The organism is Xanthomonas sp. NCPPB 1754 (assembly GCF_041475725.2).
Taxonomy (GTDB): domain Bacteria; phylum Pseudomonadota; class Gammaproteobacteria; order Xanthomonadales; family Xanthomonadaceae; genus Xanthomonas; species Xanthomonas euvesicatoria.
Window position 1 is genome coordinate 4205339 of sequence record NZ_CM192982.1, and the last position, 18571, is coordinate 4223909.

Here is an 18571-nt window from a genome sequence, read left to right on the forward strand (position 1 = left end):
AGAGCTGCGATCTGGGCGCCCTTTGGCAAGAACGGGACACCCGCCTGGCGAGCTGCAACTGGATCGTTGGGCTGTTGATCCCGGTACCGGCGCGCTTCCAGGCGATCAAGACGCGATGTTCGAAGAAGCAGGCCTCGCGCATCCGTTTTCGTCCAAGCAGAACACTTCGTTTTCCAGTCCCATCGGTTCGGCAGCGGGCGTGCCCTCATGCAGGGGCGATGCGAGGATCCAGACGTGTATCGCGGGTGGTCCTGACTCCATGAAGCCGGCTTCCATCAGACCCGACACATCCACCAGCACCGCTTACACCGCGGAGCCGCCGCCGTCGGCCGATCCAGCCGACGGGATTGCGCAATGGCCTGCGCCCCACCCCGACTGCCAGGGGTTGCCGCGCCAACGACCCAGAAAGCGTGTTGCCGACACCGCGGGCGATGGCGATGGCGCACGGGCCGGCAGCCGTGCGCGCCCCTGCGGCAGCGACGCATTTGCCATCCCGGACGGCTTTACCCGAGAGCAGATCCAGCCATTTCACGATCTGGAACGACAATACGCCGCACTCTTTTGCACGTCCCACATCCGCGCCGTCCGGTCTGCACGCGATATCCAAGCCAGCCGGACAATGGATGTGGATATGGACGCATGTGTCGTCATCAATCTTGCGCAAGATGGATTTGATTCGATCGGCACGCACGGTTTGTCTTCATGCGTTTGCATTTGTGCAAAAGGAAAGAATCCTCGCGGCCACGACATCCTTGGCCTGCTGCATTATTCGGGGATACAGGATGCACAAGATGCACTTTCCGAAATCCGCGACGATATGCGCGAAGAAGGCGTGCGTAAGCCCGACATATTCCTGGTAGGCGGCATGATCTCCAACCAAGACGAGCTGGGCAGCTTCGAAATCGAGAGAGACCTGCTGGCGCTCGGGCACGACTTCAATATCGTAGGCGCCAAGCTGCACCCCAGCATGAGCGATCGCAACGGCGAGGAGAATGCCATCAACCTGGTCATGACGGCCGATGGCATCTATTACTACAAGTCGTGGTGAAGACGCCTGGGTGTAAAAGCGCCGCTGACCGCACTCAAAACGCCGGCAGCACCGCGCCCTTGTACTTCTGCTCGATAAAGGCTTTCACTTCCGGGCTGGTCAGCGCTTTGGCCAGTTTCTGCACGCGCGCATCGTCCTTATTGTCGGCGCGCGCCACCAGGAAGTTGACGTACGGCGAGTCCTTGCTTTCGATTGCCAGCGCATCGCGGGTGGGATTAAGCCCGGCGTCGAGCGCGTAATTGGTGTTGATCAGCGCCAGATCGACCTGGTCCAGGAAGCGCGGCAGCATGGCCGAATCGAGTTCGCGAAATTTGAGTTGCTTGGGGTTTTCGACGATGTCGCGCTGGCTGGACAGGGCGTTGCTCGGGTCCTTGAGTTTGATCACCCCGGCCTTGTCGAGCAGGATCAGCGCGCGGCTGTTGTTGCTCGGGTCGTTAGGGATCACCACATCGGCGCCGGTGGGTAGCTCGGCCAGCGCCTTGAAGCGGCGCGAATAGGCACCGAAGGGCTCGATATGCACGCCGACGACGGTGACCAGCTGGCTCTTGCGGTCGCGGTTGTACGCATCCAGATAGGGCTCGGTCTGGAAGTAGTTGACGTCGATCTGCTTCTGCACGACCTGGTCGTTGGGCTGCACGTAGTCATTGAACACCCGTACATCGAGCTTGACGCCCTGCTTGGCCAGCAGCGGTTCGACCACTTCCAGGATTTCGGCATGCGGCACGGCCGTGGCGGCCACGGTCAGGGTGTCGCCGCCGCTGCCGCCACCGCCACCACAGGACGCCAATGCCAGCGTGGCTGCCGCCAGGAGGGAACGAAACGCGAATGTGCTCATGTAGGGATCCGTGGGAGGAGGAATGCGGACCTGCCGCAGGCGCTCAACCTACCAGACGCGGCGTGTGGCAGCGATGCACCGCGCGGTGCGAACGGGGCGGCGATGCAGCTGTTGGGTCACGTGCGCCCCAACAGCCGCGCACCGGCTCAGCGCCGGCTGTAATGAGCCACCAGGCGGTCGCCCAGCATCTGCAGCACCTGCACCAGTACCAGCAAGGCGATGACGGTGATCAGTGCCACGTCCGAGTGCGAGCGCAGGTAGCCCTCGCGATAGGCCACATCGCCCAGGCCGCCGGAACCGATCGCACCGCCCATCGCGGTGAAGCCGATCAGCGCGATGGTGGTCACTGTGGCGCCGGCGATCAGGCCGGGGCGCGCTTCGGGCAACAGCACCCGCAGCACCAGTTGCCGGGTAGTGGCGCCCATTGCCTGGCTGGCTTCGATGATCCCGCGGTCGACTTCGCGCAGCGCGGTTTCCACCAGGCGTGCGTAAAACGGCGCGGCGCCGACCACCAGCGGCAGGATCGCGCCGCGCACGCCCAGCGAAGTGCCCATCAGCATCAGCGTGAGCGGGATCATCGCGATCATCAAAATGATGAAGGGCACCGAGCGCAGCAGGTTGATCAGCGCCGCGAGCGCGCCGTAAAGCACCGGGCGCCGGCGCAACTGCGGCGCGCCGCACAGGAACAGCGCAACGCCCAGCGGCAGGCCGATCAGCAATGTCAGCGGCAACGCACCGGCCAGCATCAGCAAGGTATCGAGGGTGGCCTGGCCGATGTCGCCCCACTTGGCGGCATCGAGATTACGGAAGAAACCACCGGCTGCAGCAACGATCGGGGTCATACGCGCAGATCCTCCACCTGCACGCCGGCGGCGACGAAACCGGCGCGTGCAGCGTTCTGGTCGCCGCCGGTCAGGGCGACGATGAGCTGGCCGTAGGGCGTGTCCTTGATGCGATCCACCCGCCCGGACAGGATGTTGTAGTCCACCCCGGTTTCGCGGGCGATGCGGCCCAAGACCGGTTCGTAGGTACCGTTGCCCAGGAAGGTCAGCCGCACGATGCGTCCGCCGACTGCGGCGAAATCGCGATGCAGCTCGGCTTCGTCCACATGTTCGGCTTCGGAGACGAAGCGCCGGGTGGTGGCGTGTTTGGGATGCAGGAACACCTCGGTCACCGGGCCGGTTTCCACCAGCTTGCCGGCGTCCAGCACCGCGACGCGGTCGCAGACACGGCGGATCACATCCATCTCGTGGGTGATCAGCACGATGGTCAGGCCGAGCTCGCGATTGATCTGCGCCAGCAGCTGCAGCACCGAGGCGGTGGTCTGCGGGTCCAGCGCGCTGGTGGCCTCGTCGCACAGCAGGATCTGCGGGCGCGTGGCCAGCGCGCGCGCAATGCCCACGCGCTGCTTCTGCCCGCCCGATAGTTGCGCCGGATACTTGTTGGCGTGCTCCTGCAGCCCGACCCGGGCCAGCAGCTCGGCCACGCGCGCATCGATCTCGGCACGCGGCGTGCCGGCCAGTTCCAGCGGGAAGGCGACATTGCCGGCCACGGTGCGCGAGGACAGCAGGTTGAAGTGCTGGAAAATCATGCCGATGCGGCGGCGCAAGGCGCGCAGGCCCTGGCCGTCCAGCGCGGTCACGTCCTCGTCGCCGATCAGCAGACGACCGCCGCTGGGCTCTTCCAGCCGGTTGATCAGCCGGATCAGCGTGGATTTGCCGGCGCCGGAATGGCCGATGATGCCGAACACCTCACCCGGGCCGATCCGCAGATCGAGCGGATGCAGCGCCACGATCTGGCGACCGTCGACGGAATAGGACTTGTGCAGGCGCTGAAACTGGATCACCGCGCGTGGCCGATTGGGGGGTCGTGAAGCCTACCATCGGGATTGGGGATTGGGGATTGGGGATTGGGGATTGGGGATTGGGGATTGGGGATTGGGGATTGGCAAAGGCCACGGCGGCCCCGCTGTTGCCAATCCCGAATCGCGAATCCCGAATCACGGCCGCCAGGGATTCGCAAAGGCCACGGCGCTTCGGCTGTTGCGAATCCCGAATCCCGAATCCCGAATCCCAAATCCCGTCCTCACGGCCTCTCAAGCGGCAACGGCCTGTCCGCCTGGCGTATCCGCTCCCGGCGCAACAAATACAGCCCGCTGGCGACGATGATGCCGGCGCCGGTCCAGGTCCAGCTGTCGGGCAGGGTCTGCCACAGCAGCCAATCCCAGCCGATCACCCAGACCAGACCGGTGTATTCCAGCGGGGCGATCATCGAGGCCTCGCCGCGCATGAAGGCCTGGGTCAGCGCAACCTGGCCCAGCGCACCGGCCAGGCCCATGCCGGCAATCAGCCCGGCATGCCCGGCCTGAAGGGGCACCCAGCCGGGGATGGCCAGCAACCCGGCGCCGATGGCCATGAACAGCAAAAACCACACCACCATGGCCTGCGGGGTGTCGGTGCGGGTCAGCAGGCTCACGGTGATCGCCGCGACGGCATAGGCGATGGCGGCCAGCAGCACCATCAGCCCGGGCAGCGAGATCAGCCCGTCCACGCCCGGGCGCAGCACTACGATCACCCCGACCAGGCCAATGCCGATCGCGGTCCAGCGGCGCGGGCCGACGTGCTCGCCCAGCAGCGGCACCGACAGCGCGGCCACCAGCAGCGGCGCCACGAAATACAGCGTGTAGGCGGTGGACAACGGCATGCGTTTGATGCCGAAGACGAAGCAGCCGATCATCACCATGCCCAGCACCCCGCGCAGCAGGTGCAGGCCCCAGCGCACCGGCACGATCGCGCGCGGCCCGGCAGTGGCGAACACCCACACCAGCACGAACGGCAACGAGGCGGCGCCGCGCAACAAGGTGACCTGCAGCGGCGGGTAATGCGCCGACAGCAGCTTCATTCCCGCGTCCATCAGCGAGAAACAGGCCACGGCGGCCACCATCCAGGCGATGGCGGGAAGCGGGGAGCGGGTGGTGGGCATGCACGCATTATCGCCGCGGCACTGGCACGCCCGCCAAGGCCCACATGACGGCCGGGCCGGCACGATGGCCTAGAATGGCGGCTGTTTTTCAATTGCAGGAGCTTTGCATGCCTTCCTTCGACGTTGTGTCCGAAGTAGACAAGCACGAACTGACCAATGCGGTGGATCAGGCCAACCGCGAGCTGGACACACGTTTCGACTTCAAGGGAGTCCAGGCCAAGTTCGAGCTGGAAGACGGCAAGGTGATCAACCAGTCCGCGCCCAGCGATTTCCAGATCAAGCAGATGACCGACATCCTGCGCGCGCGGTTGCTGGCGCGCGGCATCGACATCCGCTGCCTGGAGTTTGGCGAGGTGGAAACCAACCTGGCCGGCGCGCGGCAGAAAGTGACCGTCAAGCAAGGCATCGAGCAGAAGCAGGCCAAGCAGCTGGTGGCCAAGTTGAAGGAAGCCAAGCTCAAGGTCGAAGCGCAGATCAATGGCGACAAGCTGCGCGTCACCGGGAAGAAGCGCGACGATCTGCAGGATGCGATCGCGCTGCTCAAAAAGGCCGACTTCGAACTGCCGCTGCAGTTCGACAACTTCCGCGATTGAGTGCGGCGGGGTGACCGCAACGATCGGGACGGCGCTGCGCGTGCGCGCCGTGCGGCCGGGTGAGCCGGAGTGGCGCCTGCGGCCTGCGCGCGGCACGCGGCGCGGTGGCGCCCGTCACCTCGCCGCACTGGCCTAGCCTGCGAGCATGCGCGACCTGTTCGCCAGCCTGTTGCAACGCCTGCGCATGCACGGGCCGGCCAACGCAGCGGGCGAACATGCCCGGCACGCCGCCGCCCATGCGCAACCACGCATCGAGACCGGCTCGACGCTGCACACCATGGCCGGCCTGGATCCGGTGGCGGCAGCGGCGTTTGCCGATGCCTTCCTGGTGGAGATCGAACATGCCATCGCCACCTGCACGCTCGGCGATGCCGGCACGCCGCAGGCGCAGGCGCTGCAGCAGATCCATTCGTTGAAAAACACCATCTCGCTGACCGGCTCGCAGCAACTGCTGAAGGCCTGCGACCAGTTGCGCGATGCCGCAAGCCATGGCGCGCTGGGCGAAACGCTTGCGCAGCGTTTCACTGCGGTGGCGAACGCGGCTGGCCTGCTGGTCAAGCAGTACCGGCGTACCCTTCCCTCCGACGATGCGGACCCTCATGCGTAGCACTCCCAACCGCGCAGCGCCCGGCCTGATCCTGGCCGCCAGGCAGTTGCGCAACGACAGACTGGTGCGGCTGTTCGAGTCGTTCCTGGAATATCGCGCCTGCGTCGGCCGCGTGATCGTGCAGAGCATCGTCACCGCGTGGTGCCTGGGCTGGCTGTACGGGCCGCAACCGGTGCTGGTGGCCGACGCGCACCATGTCTTTCCCACCGCGGTCGGCCTGTGGGTGCTGTCGGTGGTGTGGATGCTGCTGGTACGCCGCCGTGTCATTGCGCCCAGCGAATGGCTCGATGCGATGGGCTTTGCGATGAACCTGCTGTTCATCGGCATCCAGACCTACCTGGCCTTCATCCTGTTGATGTCGTTGAATGCATTTTTGCCGTTCATCACCATCGCGGCGGTGGCGCGTTACGGGCAACGCGCGATATTTCCGGTGTTGCTCAGCACCTTCGTGCTGCTGCTGTTGACCGCACCGTCAGGCTATTGGCTGTCGCGTCCGGCGTATTTCGTCTATGCCGTGGCGCTGATCATCGTGCTGCCGTTGCTCGTGGCGCGGATCGTGCTTGCGATGCAGGAAGTGGCACTGCAGGCACTGGCCTCGCGCGATGCGCAAAGCCGTTTCATCAGCACCATGAGTCACGAATTGCGCACGCCGCTGAATGCGGTGATCAACTGCGCCCAATTGATCGAAACCGAGCAAATGCCGGCACAGCAACGCGAGCTGCTGCAATCGGTGACCGTCAATGCGACCGCGCTGCGCCATCGTGTCAACGAGGTGCTGGATGTGGCCAGCATCGATGGCGGACGCCTGCAGCTGCATCGCAAGCCGTTGAACCTGCTGGACGTGGTCACCACGGTGAAAGCGGTCTGCGCCACCGCGGCGTCCAGCAAGGGCGTCACGCTCGATGTGCGTGTCGATAGCCCGCAGGCACCGCACGTGATGGGCGACGAAGGCCGCATCGAACAGGTGATCAGCAACCTGGTGATCAATGCGATCAAGTTCACCCCGGCCGGCGGCACGGTGGATCTACTGATCGACGCGACCCAGGTGCAGGAGCGCTGGAGCATCGCGGTGACCGTCACCGACACCGGTATCGGCGTACCGGACGATCAGAAGGCCTACATCTTCACTCCGTTCACTCAGCTCAGTACCGGCTTCAGCCGCGTCGAAGGCGGCGTAGGCCTGGGGCTTTACATCGCGCTGTCCGTTTCCGATGCGATGGGCGGCAGCCTGACCGTGAGCGACAACCCCGCCGGTGGCAGCATCTTCCGCTGGATTTTCGAACTGCCCGGCGCCGCGGCCGGCAGCCATACGCTCGCGCTGCGCGATGCGCTGGCCCAGCACGCAGAAAACGTGCCTTCCCTGCATTGCCTGGTCTTCGAAGACATGGATACCAATCGTCTGGTGATCGGCAATCTGATGACCCGCGCCGGGCATCGGGTGAGCTTCCAGGTCGATGGCACCGACGCGGTGCAGCGCATCCGCGAGGCAGCGCCGGACCTGGTGTTCCTGGATCTGCACATGCCGGGCACGTCCGGCTGGGATGCGCTGCGGGAGGCGCGCGATGCGATGTCGGCGCTGCCGCCGATCATCGTGCTGACCGCCGACACGCGGACCGATTCGATGCGCGACGCCAGCGCGGCGGGCGTGGCCGGCTATCTGCCCAAGCCGATCAATGCGCACGAGTTGCTGGCACTGCTCGCCCGGCATGCCAGCCATGCACGCCCCTGAGCTCAAGCCGGGCAACGCCGCACGCGCCTACTGGCAGCATGCCGCACACGCCGGCACGCCGCTGGTGGTGCTGTACCTGCACGGCTTCAGCGCCAGCCCGGGCGAAGCAGGCGCGCTACCCGAACAGATGGCCGATGCGCTGGGCGCCAACGGTTACGTGCATCGCTGGCCCGGGCACGGGCTCACCGCCGCCGATGCAATGCAGGGGCTTACACCGGCGGTGTTGCAGGCCTCGGCGCTGGAGGCACTGGCCCAGGCGCAACGCATGGGCGAGCGGGTTGCGATTGTCGGCTCGTCGATGGGCGCGACACTGGGTTTGTGGCTGGCCGCGCGGTACCCGGACGCGGTGGCCGGCGTGGTTGCCTGGTCACCCGGCATCCGGCCAGCCGACCCGGCATTGCTCGAGCAGATCTGCGCCGCGCAGGCGCCGTTGATCGACCCGCGCACGCGCACGCCTGCCGCGCGTGCGTTCTGGTCGGAAACGATCCATCCGGACGGATTTCGCGCCTTGCGTGACCTGTTTGCGCTCATCGCCGCCGACCCGCCGTGGCCACAGGTGCGCTGCCCGGTGTTTCTAGGCTATTACCGCGCTGCCGACGGCCGCGAAGACGGCGTTGCCTCGGTGCCGGCGATGCTGCAGATGTTCGCAGCGCTGGGCACTGCGCCGGCACACAGGCAGGCGCTGGCCTTCGACACCGGCGCGCATGCGATCGGGTCGCCGCACAAGACCGCGCTGGCCGGCGCCGTCGCGCAGGCGTCCATCGCGTTCTTGCAGGCGCAGCTCCGTGCTGCGCCGCACGGCCTAAATGCGTGAGCGCAAGCTGGTCTGCGCGCGCGGTGGAAGAAACCTGCCGCCTCGCTGGCAGCGTCGCGATGGTGCCCCGCTAGCGCCCGCTGCTGCCTCCAACCACGCGCGCGGTCCGCTGCATGGCGATCGCATACACTGGCGCGCCAGCCCGCTGCCGCCACGATGACCACCACGCCCGCAACCTCCGATCCGATCGCCGACACCCGCAAATGGATCGAACGTGCGGTGATCGGATTGAACCTGTGCCCGTTCGCCAAGGCGGTGTACGTCAAGGAACAGGTGCGGCTGGTGCTCAGCGATGCCAGCACGCCCGAAGCCTTGCTGGAACAACTGGCCGAGGAACTGGTGCTGCTGCGCGATACGCCGGCCGAACAGATCGACACCACGCTGATCGTGCATCCGGACGTTCTCACCGACTTCCTGGACTACAACGACTTTCTCGACAACGCCGATGCGGCAGTGGAAGCGCTGGACCTGCAAGGCGTGTTGCAGGTGGCCAGCTTCCATCCGGATTACCAGTTCGCAGGCGCGGCGCTGGACGATGTGGCCAACTTCACCAACCGCTCGCCCTTCCCAACCTTGCACCTGTTGCGCGAAGACAGCGTGGAGCGTGCGGTGGCGGCGTTCCCGGATCCGGATGTGATTGTGGAACGCAATATCCAGACGCTCCAACGCCTGGGCAGCGATGGCTGGGAGCGCGTGCTCAACGGTGCAAAGCACTGAGTGCTGCACCTGCCGTCCGGGACTGCAGCGAGTGCGATTTTCGCCACCTGCGCCCGCAGGTCGTTGGCATAAAACAGGGCGAAAGTTCTTCAGCCGCATGCGGATCACGTGCTCGGCGTCGAACTGGTCGAGCGCCGCATGCCGCCGGGCACGCTGCACACGCGTGGCACCGGGCAATCGTGTGATTGAGTGCAGGCGCAGCAGCACCGGCGGCACCGGGACATTGCGGAACGCACGCGGCCCGGGCAGCTGCCCGGATCAGCCTGCATCCGTCAGGTTCAATGCGGATGACATCGAGCGCACGCGTGGCACGTGCGCCCCAATCCTCATCCGCGCTCCACGTTGCTGCGACGACGACAGCCCGCGCGCTACAGTGCCGCCACCCTCACCCACGTGCCGCATGCCATGGCCTTGATCCCCGCAGTTTCCGCATGGAACCCGTCGCCGCTACAGGACCGCGTGGTGGTGGTCACCGGTGGGGCGCAAGGTATCGGCCGCGGCATTGCCCAGGCGGTGCTGGGCGCGGGCGGCAGCGTGGTGATTGGCGATCTGGATGCCGATGCCGGCAAGGCCTGCCTGCAGGAGTGGGCACTGCCGCGCCGTAGCGCTTTCGTCCGCTGCGATGCCGCGCGCCAGGCGCAGGCCACGCGCCTGGTCGCCACAGCGCTCAAGCGCTTCGGGCGCATCGATGGGCTGGTCAACAATGCCGGCGTGCCCGATCCGCATATCGCAGCACTGCCGCAACTGGACTGGGACACCTGGAACAGCCGGCTGTCCAGCCTGCACGGCGCCTTCCTGTGCAGCAAGCAGGCGCTGCCCGCGCTCAGGCAGGCGCCAGCCGGTGGGGCGATCGTCAACATCGCCTCCACCCGCGCCTGGCAATCGGAGCCGCACAGCGAAGCGTACGCCGCAGCCAAGGGCGGCCTGGTGGCCTTTACCCACGCGCTGGCGCTGAGCGAAGGACCGCATGTGCGCGTCAACAGCATCAGCCCGGGGTGGATCAGCACCGATGCGTGGCGCGCGCCGCAGCGCCGGCGGGCACCGAAATTGTCGCGTCGCGACCATGCACAGCACCCGGCCGGGCGCGTGGGCACACCCGAAGACATTGCGCAGCTGGCGGTGTATCTGCTTGCGCCGCAGCTGTCCGGTTTCGTCACCGGGCAGGATTTCATCGTCGACGGTGGCATGTCGCGCAAGATGCACTACGCGTAGAGCGTGTGATGTACGTTGAGGTGAGTGCGAAGCGTCCTGTGGCGCGTCGAGACAAGGCGTGCGCTGCGGCCCAGGCTGGCCGCGTGGGCAAGGCGCGCAACGCGGTATCGGCGCGCCACAGTGCGCTTCCCCGAGGGTTGGCCGCCAGCGGCACGGAGCGGGCACAGCGCAGCGAGGCGGTCGGCAGCGCCTGCGTGATCACAGCCGGGTTGGCGCATGAACTGGCCCCGCGACGTATCCACCCGAACCCGTCACCCCGACAAGCGTGCTTCCAGCAAGCGTTGCGCATCACCCAGCGAGGGCAGGATGCGGTGGCCGAGCGCACGCACGGTGGCGTCGGGCTCGAGCAGGTCCGGAATCTGGATCGGTGTCATGCCGGCCGCCAATGCTGCACGCACGCCGGTGGGCGAGTCTTCCAGCACCAGGCAGTGCGCAGGGTCTACCGCCAAGGTGCGCGCAGCCAGCAGGTAGATATCCGGCGCAGGTTTCGGATGGACCACATCGCTGGCCGTGCACACGGCATCGAAGCGCCACAACAGATCGGCCGCTTCCAGCTTGCGCAGCGCCAGCGGGCGCTGGGTGGAAGTGGCCACCGCGCGCGGCATGCGCTGGGCTGCCAGATAGTCCAACAGCGCAATGATGCCGGGCCGATGCGGGATGCCGCGCTCGACCGCAGCGGCATACAGCCGTTGCGCATGCGCCAGCATGGTGTCGGCCGCGGCCTCGCCGATCCGTTCGCCGAGCAGCCGGCGGCAGGCCGCATCGCCGGTGCCCACCATGCGCAACCAGAAGGCCGGTTCGATCTGCAGATCCTGGTCGTCGGCGGCCTGCGCCAGGCAGGCCGTGATGGCGCGCTCGCTATCGAGCATCAAGCCATCCATGTCGAAGATCACCGCCTGCGGGCGAAACGGCAGCGCTGCACTGTGGGTCATGCCGGAGCGCCGCGGCCGAACAACACCTCAAGATCGTTCGCCTCCAGCGCACGCCATTGCCCCGACGGCAATCCATCCAGCGACAGGCCGCCGATGCGGCTGCGGTGCAGCGCGACCACGTGGTTACCGGCGGCAGCGAACATGCGCCGCACCTGGTGATAGCGGCCTTCGTGCAAGGTCAGCCGCGCCTGGCGTGGGCCAAGCACCTCCAGCTCGGCCGGCAGCAGCGGCTTGGTTTCGCCGTCCAACAGCAAGCTGCCGCTGGCGAACAGCGCGGCCTCCTCGCCATGCAGGTCCTCGGCCAGCGTGATGTCATACACCTTGTCCAGGGCCGATTTGGGCGAAATGATCCGGTGCAGCAGCGCGCCGTCGTCGGTCATCAACAGCATGCCGCTGGTCTCGCGGTCCAACCGACCCACTGGCGCCAACACCGGCGCGCGCAGGCCGAAACGTGGCGGCAGCAATTCGTAGATCAGCCGGCCGGTGTCCTTGGTCGAGCAGGTGTAGCCGCTGGGTTTATGCAGCAACAGGCTCAAGCCCGCTGGCGGGTCGAGCGGTTCGCCATCGATGCGGATGGCGTCGTGCTCCACCTGGTCGTCGGCATACAGCACCTCGCCTTGCGCATCGGTGATCGCGCCCTGCCGGAACAGCTGGGTGACCTGCTTGCGGCTGCCGTAGCCGAGATTGGCGATGTGTTTGACCAGCTTCATGGGCGCGCTCCGCGGCCGCGGATCGCCGCGATCAGCTTGAACCCATCGCGTTCGGCAGCCACGCGGACCTGTCCGAAACTGTCGTTGAGCACCTGTTCGTAAGGCAGGTGCCGGTTGGCGACCAGTATCAATTGCCCGCCCGGGCGCAATGCCTGTGCGGCCACCGCAATGAAGCGCTGTCCGATGTCCGGGCGGTCGGCACGCGACGGCGTATGGAACGGCGGGTTGCTGACGATGAAATCGTATTGCGCCACCAGCCCGGCGGTGACATCGCGCCAGTGGTAGTGCAGCTGCGCCGGATGCGCGATGTCCTGCAGGTTGCGCCGCGCCAGCGTCAATGCGCGCGCCTCGGCTTCGTACAGATCCAGCGCGGTGACCTTGGGACAACGCGCCAGCACTTCGGCCGATAGATAACCAAAACCAGCGCCCAGGTCGGCGCCATGGCCGGCCAGCGTGGTCGGCAGATGCTCGACCAGCAGCGCGGACGCCGGGTCGATGCGATCCCAGGCGAAGACGCCGGGACGGCTGACAAAGCGGCCGTCCAGAATCTTGCGTGGCGCATCCAGCGCGGCCCAGCGCGCCTGCAGCGCGGCATCGGTGTCGGCCGGCAGCGGCGCGCTCCAATAGGTGCGGCAGTGGTACTTGGTCAGGCTGCCGGCCAGCCCGGTGAGCTGGCGCAGATCGGCTTCCCCCGAGCGTGCGCCTTCGTTGTTGGACTGGCAGGCCACCACACGGCCACCGGGCGCAGTCAGCGCCACCGCACGTGCGAACAGCGCGCGCGCCTCCTCGCGCTGCCGCGGAGGCAGCACCAGCACCAGGGCATAGCGCGTACTGTCGGCCTCGATCTCGCTTTCTTCGCGCACGGTCCACCCATTGCGCTCCAGCGCTTCGGCGAACGGACGGAAGCTCTGCTCGCAGGTCAGCGTTTGGGGGCTTGCCTGCTCGCGCAGCGGAAAACCGTCGCGCGCGCGCAGGAACAACACCGGTCCTTCCGACCATGGCAGCGCGCCTTGGGCAAAAGGCAGGAACAGGGCTTGAAGCGGGGCGTCGTGCGGGCCAGCCATCGGATCATCGGGTCAGGAACAGGCCGTCATTGTAAGGGACGTGTGCCAGATGCCCGCCGCGCGCCTTCCATTGTGTATACGGACCATTGATGCGCGCGCAACATTCGCCCGCCTAGGCTGGGGTCCAAGCCCACACGGAGAGACACGATGCGAGCCTTGTTCGTAGGAGGAGTTGTCGACAACAGCGAAATGGATCTGGACGACACCCCGCCACCGATGCACTACCCCGAAAACACAGGCGCCGGCAGACCCCGCTACCGTCTGCACCAGATCGGCGAACGCGGCGACGGCACGGTGGCCTACGCGGTGTACGGCGCCCCGGAAATGGCAGACGAGGACATCACCCGCATTACCGAAGAGCGTGGCTATGCCCGCCGCTTCAGTGCCTCGCCGGAGGCGCCACGTTAAGGGAACGAGGTAGTTGATGCGGGCGCCTGGAACCCTTCCCTGCCGCATGCGATGAAGCATACGTCAGGCGCTCTCGACTGCAGCGCACAGTTCACAGCCGACACGCTGCGCGAGGCTGGACCGGGTTCTTGCCCTGATTTTGCCGATCGGACGCAGTTCGTCCGACCGCTCACATCGGTCAGCTCGCGGACCTTCGCATTTTCCGGCAAAAAACCGAGGGTGCACTCTCGAATTGCCGCGTGTTTCCAGCCGCGTGTTTCCAATTGCTGCCTGCGGCGCATGTCAGCAGCGCTGCGACAAACCGTTTTCTACACGGTGTAGACCCAGGCTGCGCACATCGCCTTCGTCCACCTTCGGGCCGCCCTCCTAGTGAGAGACGGAGGGTGATCCTTTGGGGGCCGTGCGTCTCCCGCAACCAACTGGTAGTGCCCGCTGGTGTGCGCAAGTGATCGACGTGCCCGGCTCAACGCGCCTTCGGCGTCACCCGCCAGATCACATTGCCCACATCGTCGGCCACCAGCAGTGCGCCACGACTGTCCGAGGCCACACCCACCGGGCGGCCCTGCGCATTGCCTTCGGCATCCAGGAATCCATCCAGCACCGTGATCGGCGGGCCGTTGGGCTTGCCATCGGCGAACGGGACAAACAACACCTTGTAGCCGCTGGGCGGGTCGCGATTCCACGAGCCGTGCTGGCCGATGAAGGCGCCCTGGCGGAAACGCTCGGGCAACAAGGTACCGCTGGCGAAGCTCAGGCCGAGCGATGCGGTATGCGGGCCGAGCGCGTAATCGGGCTTGATCGCCTTGGCCACCAGTTCGGCATTCTGCGGTTTGACCCGCTCGTCGACATGCTGGCCGTAGTAGCTGTACGGCCAGCCGTAGAAACCGCCGTCGCGCACCGAGGTGAGGTAGTCCGGCACCAGGTCGCTGCCGATTTCGTCGCGCTCGTTGACCACCACCCACAGCGATTTGCTCTGCGGCTCCCATGCGGTGCCCACCGGGTTGCGCAAGCCGCCGGCGAAGACGCGGCTGCTGCCGGTGGCCGGGTCGATTTCCAGGATCGCCGCACGATTAAGCTCGGCTTCCATGCCATTTTCGGCCACGTTGCTGTTGGAACCGACGCCGACATAGAGCTTGCTGCCGTCCGGGCTGGCCAGCAGCGACTTGGTCCAATGATGGTTGATGCCACCGGGCAGATTGGCCACGAAAGTCGGCTTGGCGGTGAGATGCGTGTCGCCGGGCTTGTACGGAAAACTCACCAGCGCATCGGCATTGGCGACATAGAAGCGGTCGCTGATCAGCGCCATGCCGAACGGCGAAAACAGCCCGCTGACGAACTGCGTGCGCACTTCTGCCACGCCGTCGCCGTCGGCATCGCGCAGCAAGGTGATGCGATTGGCGCTCGCCACCGCCGCGCCGGCCTTTTTCATCATCGCGCCCTGCACTTTCTTGCGCAGCCCACCACCTGCTTCGGCATCCTCGGGCTTGGGCGGCTCGGCCGTTTCGGCCACCAACACATCGCCATTGGGCAGCACGTAGATCCAGCGCGGGTGATCCAGATCGCGCGCAAACGCAGCAACCTGCAGATCGTCGGCCGCGATGGGCTTTGCATTGGCTGCCCAGCGTTTGACCGGCGCCACCTTGACGGTGGGAATCAGACGCTTCACCGGCTCGGGCAATTGCGGGTCCGGCCCGGTTCCCTGTTCGATCGCCAATGTTGCCGTGTCGCCGCACGCGGCGAGGGCGGCCAGCGCCATCAACGACAGCGGCCAGCGAGCGAACTTCAATCGGGATGCATTCATTGCGGGCAAATCCTGGACGGTTGCGTCAGCCAGCGATCATGCCGCCAACGCGTCGGCGAGAAGTAAACACACCGTCAACACACCACCGTCACGGCATGACTTGCGGATCGGCGCCCAGCAACAACGGGTGCACCGCCACGATCCGGTCCATCCAGATCCATTGCGGCTCTTGCGATGCATCCAGCTGGTCCAGCCGCAGCTGACCGTTCAATCCCTCGTTGTCGTGTTCGTCCAGATAGGTCTGCAGGCTTGGGCGCACGGCAACCGTGCCGCTGATCATGCTGCCGTCGTCGAGTTCGATGCGCACACGCTCCTGACCATCGAGCAGGGACACCCAATGTTCGAGCGTGGCGATCTGGACCTGTTCGGAATACACGTGCGGGGCATACTTGGGCATTGCGCGATCTCCGTGAGCTGAGCGCACCACGCTAGGCCAGCATGCGTGAAAGAGGCAGAAAACGTCGTGTACCGGTGATCGGCAAGGGCGTTTGTTGGCACCCAGCGGCATGCGCACGCACCCGTCTTCTCGCGCGGCCATGCTGCGACGGTGGTGAAAGGCTCATCCACGAAACCACCTGTGCGTCGCATGACGATCGGTTGTTCTGGGGCAGATCGGCGCCTCATGGAAAGACGCCAGGTACGCAAGCCACACACGCTACTGCATATTCAACGCGTCGCCTCACCACCTTGCGGTGACTCGCTGCGCAGCTGTGCGCTGCGCGCCGGTTACTCCACCGCCTGGCGCGCGGCACGCACGGCCGTGACCAATTGCGCCACGCTGTAGGGCTTGGCCAGATGTTCCTGAAACCCGGACTCCAGCGCGCGCTTGCGGTCGTCTTCGCGGGCCAGGGCGGTAACTGCCACGGCCGGCAACGCGGTGGCATCCAGCCCGAGGTTTTCGCGCACCGTGCGGATCAAGCCGTAACCGTCCATGCCCGGCATGCCGATATCGGTCAGCATCAAATCGAAGCGCGCGTGGCCACGATGATCGATCAATGCCAGCGCATCGGTGGCGCTGCCGGCAACCACCACTTCGGCGCCCTGCTCTTCGAGCAGACGCCGCAGATAATCGAGCATGTCCGGTTGGTCTTCGACCGCCAGCAGGCGCAAGCCATTGAGCGCGCGCGCTTCGACGATCTGTTCGGACATCAGACGCCGCCGCAGCTCGCGGCGTGGGCGCTTGGCCTGGTCGGGAATATGTTCCGGCAGCCGCACGGTGAAGGTCGCGCCCTTGCCACGGCCGCCACTGGTGGCGCCGACCTGTCCGCCGTGCATTTCCACCAACTGCTGCACGATGGCCAGGCCCAGACCCAGCCCGCCATGCTGGCGCGTGGTGGTGCCGTCGGCCTGGCGGAAACGACCGAACAGGTGCGGCAGGAATTCGGCTGCAATGCCGTCGCCGGAATCGCAGACCGAGACCACCAGATGCCCATCGTCGCGCTCGATTTTGACGTCGATACGACCATGTGCCGGGGTGAACTTGATTGCGTTGGACAGCAGGTTCCACAACACCTGCTGCAGGCGCGTGGCATCGCCAAGCACCAGGCAGGGCGTGGGCGGCACGTGCAGCTCCAGGACCTGGTCCTTGCCTTCGGCAGCCAGTTCCTGGGTGTTCAAGGCTTCGCGCACCTGCTCGACCAGATCTAGCGATTCGACTTCCAGCTGCACCTTGCCCAGCAACATGCTGCTGAGATCGAGCATGTCGGAAATCAGCCGCTTCTGCGCGCGTGCGCTGCTGGCGATCACCGACAGCCCCTTGTAGTACGGCTGGCCTTCTTCGACCCGCTGCAGCAGCAACTCGCTCCAGCCCAGGATGGTGGTCAGCGGGGTACGCAGTTCGTGCGACAGCGTGGCCAGGAACTCGTCCTTCAACCGCGCCATGCTTTCGGCCTCGTTGCGCGCGCTGCGCTCGGATTCCAGCAATTGTTCGCGCGCCAGTTCGATCTCGCGCTGCTCGGTCACGTCCGGGCTGCTGCCGGCCAGCCCGATGAAGCGGCCGTCGGCCGAATAGCGCGGGGTTGCGGTCATTTCGATCCAGCGCCACTGCCCATCATGGCGGCGCGCACGCACCAGCGCGCGCAGGCCGCGCTGTTCCTGCAGCGATGCGGCCAACTCGAACTGGAACGTCGGCAAGTCGTCCGGATGCAGCAGTTCGCTCCACGCCGACACCGTACCGCTGGAAATATCCAGGCCAAAAAATTCGCCATACGCACTGTTGACGAAGCGCACCACGCCCTGCGCGTCCAGCACCCAGACCGGCATCGGCAAGCCGTCGGCCAGCGCACTGAAGCGCGCCTCGCTCTCGGCCAGCTCGCGCTCGACGCGTTTGCGCTCGGTGATGTCCATGAACAGGATCGCCACCCGTGCCTGCTCTGGCTGCCCGACCCGGAACGCATCCACCGAATACCAGCGCTTGAGCGCCTTGGCCTGCATTTCGAAGTGGATGCGGTTGCCGGTGCGCGCGACGTGGCCGTAGCGGTCGAACCATTCCTGCTCGTGCTCGGGGAGCAGGTTGCGGATGGAGACGTTCAGTGCGTTGGGCGACAGGCCGGTGTAGCGCTCGAAGGCACCATTGGTGGTGCGGATCACATAGTCCACCGCCTGCTCGCCGTCGAACACCATGTCGATGACGCAAAACCCGGCATCGATGTTGTGGAAAATCTCGTGATACATCGCCGGGTCCAGAAACGGCTCGGCGATGGCGGCCGGCAGTGCGGCAGCCAGCGTGGGGCTGGAAGAAGGAGTGCTCAAATCGGAAACCACGGATGCTGCCGGAGCGGATGACGGGCAGATGAAACCATGCCTGATGTCGTCAGCGGGTGCACGTGGGGCTGGGCAAGTTCACGCTTTCCTCGCCCAGCCCCGTGTTCACCACAAGGTGGTGGCGGCGAATCCGATGCAGGTTGCCAGCACCACGATGCCGGCGATCACGCCGCGGAACACCCATTCGCCCTCGCGACGCAGCTGTTCGTCCATCCAGCGTTGCGCTTCCTCGCGCCAGGCGGTGGACCTTGCGTAATCGGAGTCCAGCAGCAACAGGCGGACCCGCGCCACCCCCATCTGCGCGCATTCCTCGCGGCAGCGCTGGCTGAAGCCGTCTTCCCCACCGGCAATCTACG

At 66.0% G+C, this 18571-nt stretch carries 19 protein-coding genes; 8 read left to right on the forward strand and 11 right to left on the reverse strand.

The window, feature by feature from the left end; genetic code table 11:
• Window positions 1-259 precede the first annotated feature (259 nt).
• Window positions 260-1048 (forward strand): XopAK family type III secretion system effector, encoded by a 789-nt coding sequence (gene xopAK, locus ACCQ15_RS18035; RefSeq protein WP_272912148.1) that lies wholly within the window; start codon window positions 260-262, stop codon window positions 1046-1048.
• Window positions 1049-1082: 34 nt separating this feature from the next.
• Here xopAK and ACCQ15_RS18040 read toward each other — a convergent pair whose 3' ends face one another.
• The 4 genes from ACCQ15_RS18040 to ACCQ15_RS18055 form a co-directional block, all read right to left on the reverse strand.
• The gene (locus tag ACCQ15_RS18040; RefSeq protein WP_372380873.1) at window positions 1083-1883 is read right to left on the reverse strand and encodes a MetQ/NlpA family ABC transporter substrate-binding protein; all 801 of its coding nucleotides are present in this window, start codon (window positions 1881-1883) and stop codon (window positions 1083-1085) included.
• Between the two features lie 146 nt (window positions 1884-2029).
• Complete coding sequence (locus tag ACCQ15_RS18045) at window positions 2030-2725, reverse strand: methionine ABC transporter permease (protein ID WP_003489185.1); 696 nt, start codon at window positions 2723-2725, stop codon at window positions 2030-2032.
• Window positions 2722-3729 carry a methionine ABC transporter ATP-binding protein gene (locus ACCQ15_RS18050; RefSeq protein WP_008578010.1) on the reverse strand — a complete coding sequence of 336 codons (1008 nt, stop codon included), beginning with the start codon at window positions 3727-3729 and terminating at the stop codon, window positions 2722-2724. Before ACCQ15_RS18050 ends, ACCQ15_RS18045 begins: the two co-directional genes overlap by 4 nt.
• Window positions 3730-3968: 239 nt before the next feature.
• On the reverse strand, window positions 3969-4865 hold the full coding sequence (locus ACCQ15_RS18055) for a DMT family transporter (protein ID WP_014091132.1): 897 nt from the start codon (window positions 4863-4865) through the stop codon (window positions 3969-3971).
• A gap of 107 nt (window positions 4866-4972) precedes the next feature.
• Here ACCQ15_RS18055 and ACCQ15_RS18060 point away from each other — a divergent pair, with 107 nt between their 5' ends.
• The 6 genes from ACCQ15_RS18060 to ACCQ15_RS18085 all read left to right on the forward strand — a co-directional run bounded on the left by ACCQ15_RS18060 (window position 4973) and on the right by ACCQ15_RS18085 (window position 10537).
• Complete coding sequence (locus ACCQ15_RS18060) at window positions 4973-5458, forward strand: YajQ family cyclic di-GMP-binding protein (protein WP_008578012.1); 486 nt, start codon at window positions 4973-4975, stop codon at window positions 5456-5458.
• Window positions 5459-5603: 145 nt separating this feature from the next.
• On the forward strand, window positions 5604-6065 hold the full coding sequence (locus tag ACCQ15_RS18065; RefSeq protein ID WP_122272295.1) for a hypothetical protein: 462 nt from the start codon (window positions 5604-5606) through the stop codon (window positions 6063-6065).
• Window positions 6058-7794: an ATP-binding response regulator gene (locus ACCQ15_RS18070; RefSeq protein ID WP_372380874.1), complete on the forward strand. Its 1737-nt coding sequence runs from the start codon at window positions 6058-6060 to the stop codon at window positions 7792-7794. The genes ACCQ15_RS18065 and ACCQ15_RS18070 overlap by 8 nt, the downstream gene beginning before the upstream one ends.
• Window positions 7781-8608: an alpha/beta hydrolase gene (locus tag ACCQ15_RS18075; protein WP_372380875.1), complete on the forward strand. Its 828-nt coding sequence runs from the start codon at window positions 7781-7783 to the stop codon at window positions 8606-8608. Before ACCQ15_RS18070 ends, ACCQ15_RS18075 begins: the two co-directional genes overlap by 14 nt.
• A 156-nt stretch (window positions 8609-8764) precedes the next feature.
• A complete protein-coding gene (locus tag ACCQ15_RS18080) occupies window positions 8765-9325 on the forward strand; it encodes a DUF1415 domain-containing protein (RefSeq protein WP_372380876.1) in 561 nt (186 codons plus the stop codon).
• Between the two features lie 405 nt (window positions 9326-9730).
• Complete coding sequence (locus ACCQ15_RS18085) at window positions 9731-10537, forward strand: SDR family oxidoreductase (RefSeq protein ID WP_011348677.1); 807 nt, start codon at window positions 9731-9733, stop codon at window positions 10535-10537.
• Window positions 10538-10788: 251 nt separating this feature from the next.
• Here the strand turns inward: ACCQ15_RS18085 and ACCQ15_RS18090 are convergent, their stop codons facing one another.
• The 3 genes from ACCQ15_RS18090 to ACCQ15_RS18100 are packed head-to-tail and all read right to left on the reverse strand — an operon-like array spanning window position 10789 to window position 13243.
• Window positions 10789-11469 carry an HAD family hydrolase gene (locus ACCQ15_RS18090; protein ID WP_218196927.1) on the reverse strand — a complete coding sequence of 227 codons (681 nt, stop codon included), beginning with the start codon at window positions 11467-11469 and terminating at the stop codon, window positions 10789-10791.
• Window positions 11466-12179 carry a pseudouridine synthase gene (locus ACCQ15_RS18095; RefSeq protein ID WP_372380877.1) on the reverse strand — a complete coding sequence of 238 codons (714 nt, stop codon included), beginning with the start codon at window positions 12177-12179 and terminating at the stop codon, window positions 11466-11468. Before ACCQ15_RS18095 ends, ACCQ15_RS18090 begins: the two co-directional genes overlap by 4 nt.
• Window positions 12176-13243 (reverse strand): class I SAM-dependent methyltransferase, encoded by a 1068-nt coding sequence (locus tag ACCQ15_RS18100; protein WP_136733222.1) that lies wholly within the window; start codon window positions 13241-13243, stop codon window positions 12176-12178. The genes ACCQ15_RS18095 and ACCQ15_RS18100 overlap by 4 nt, the downstream gene beginning before the upstream one ends.
• Before the next feature lie 147 nt (window positions 13244-13390).
• Between ACCQ15_RS18100 and ACCQ15_RS18105 the strand changes: the two genes are divergently transcribed.
• Complete coding sequence (locus ACCQ15_RS18105; RefSeq protein ID WP_074053337.1) at window positions 13391-13651, forward strand: hypothetical protein; 261 nt, start codon at window positions 13391-13393, stop codon at window positions 13649-13651.
• 463 nt (window positions 13652-14114) lie between these two features.
• Here the strand turns inward: ACCQ15_RS18105 and ACCQ15_RS18110 are convergent, their stop codons facing one another.
• From ACCQ15_RS18110 to ACCQ15_RS18125, 4 genes are all read right to left on the reverse strand, one after another.
• A complete protein-coding gene (locus tag ACCQ15_RS18110; RefSeq protein ID WP_065628583.1) occupies window positions 14115-15452 on the reverse strand; it encodes a PQQ-dependent sugar dehydrogenase in 1338 nt (445 codons plus the stop codon).
• Between the two features lie 88 nt (window positions 15453-15540).
• Window positions 15541-15849, reverse strand: a complete 309-nt coding sequence (locus ACCQ15_RS18115; protein ID WP_071117580.1) for a DUF3247 family protein — start codon at window positions 15847-15849, stop codon at window positions 15541-15543.
• 329 nt (window positions 15850-16178) lie between these two features.
• Window positions 16179-18215, reverse strand: a complete 2037-nt coding sequence (locus ACCQ15_RS18120; RefSeq protein WP_005911255.1) for a PAS domain-containing hybrid sensor histidine kinase/response regulator — start codon at window positions 18213-18215, stop codon at window positions 16179-16181.
• Window positions 18216-18320: 105 nt separating this feature from the next.
• Window positions 18321-18566 carry a hypothetical protein gene (locus tag ACCQ15_RS18125; protein WP_372381579.1) on the reverse strand — a complete coding sequence of 82 codons (246 nt, stop codon included), beginning with the start codon at window positions 18564-18566 and terminating at the stop codon, window positions 18321-18323.
• Window positions 18567-18571 lie beyond the last annotated feature (5 nt).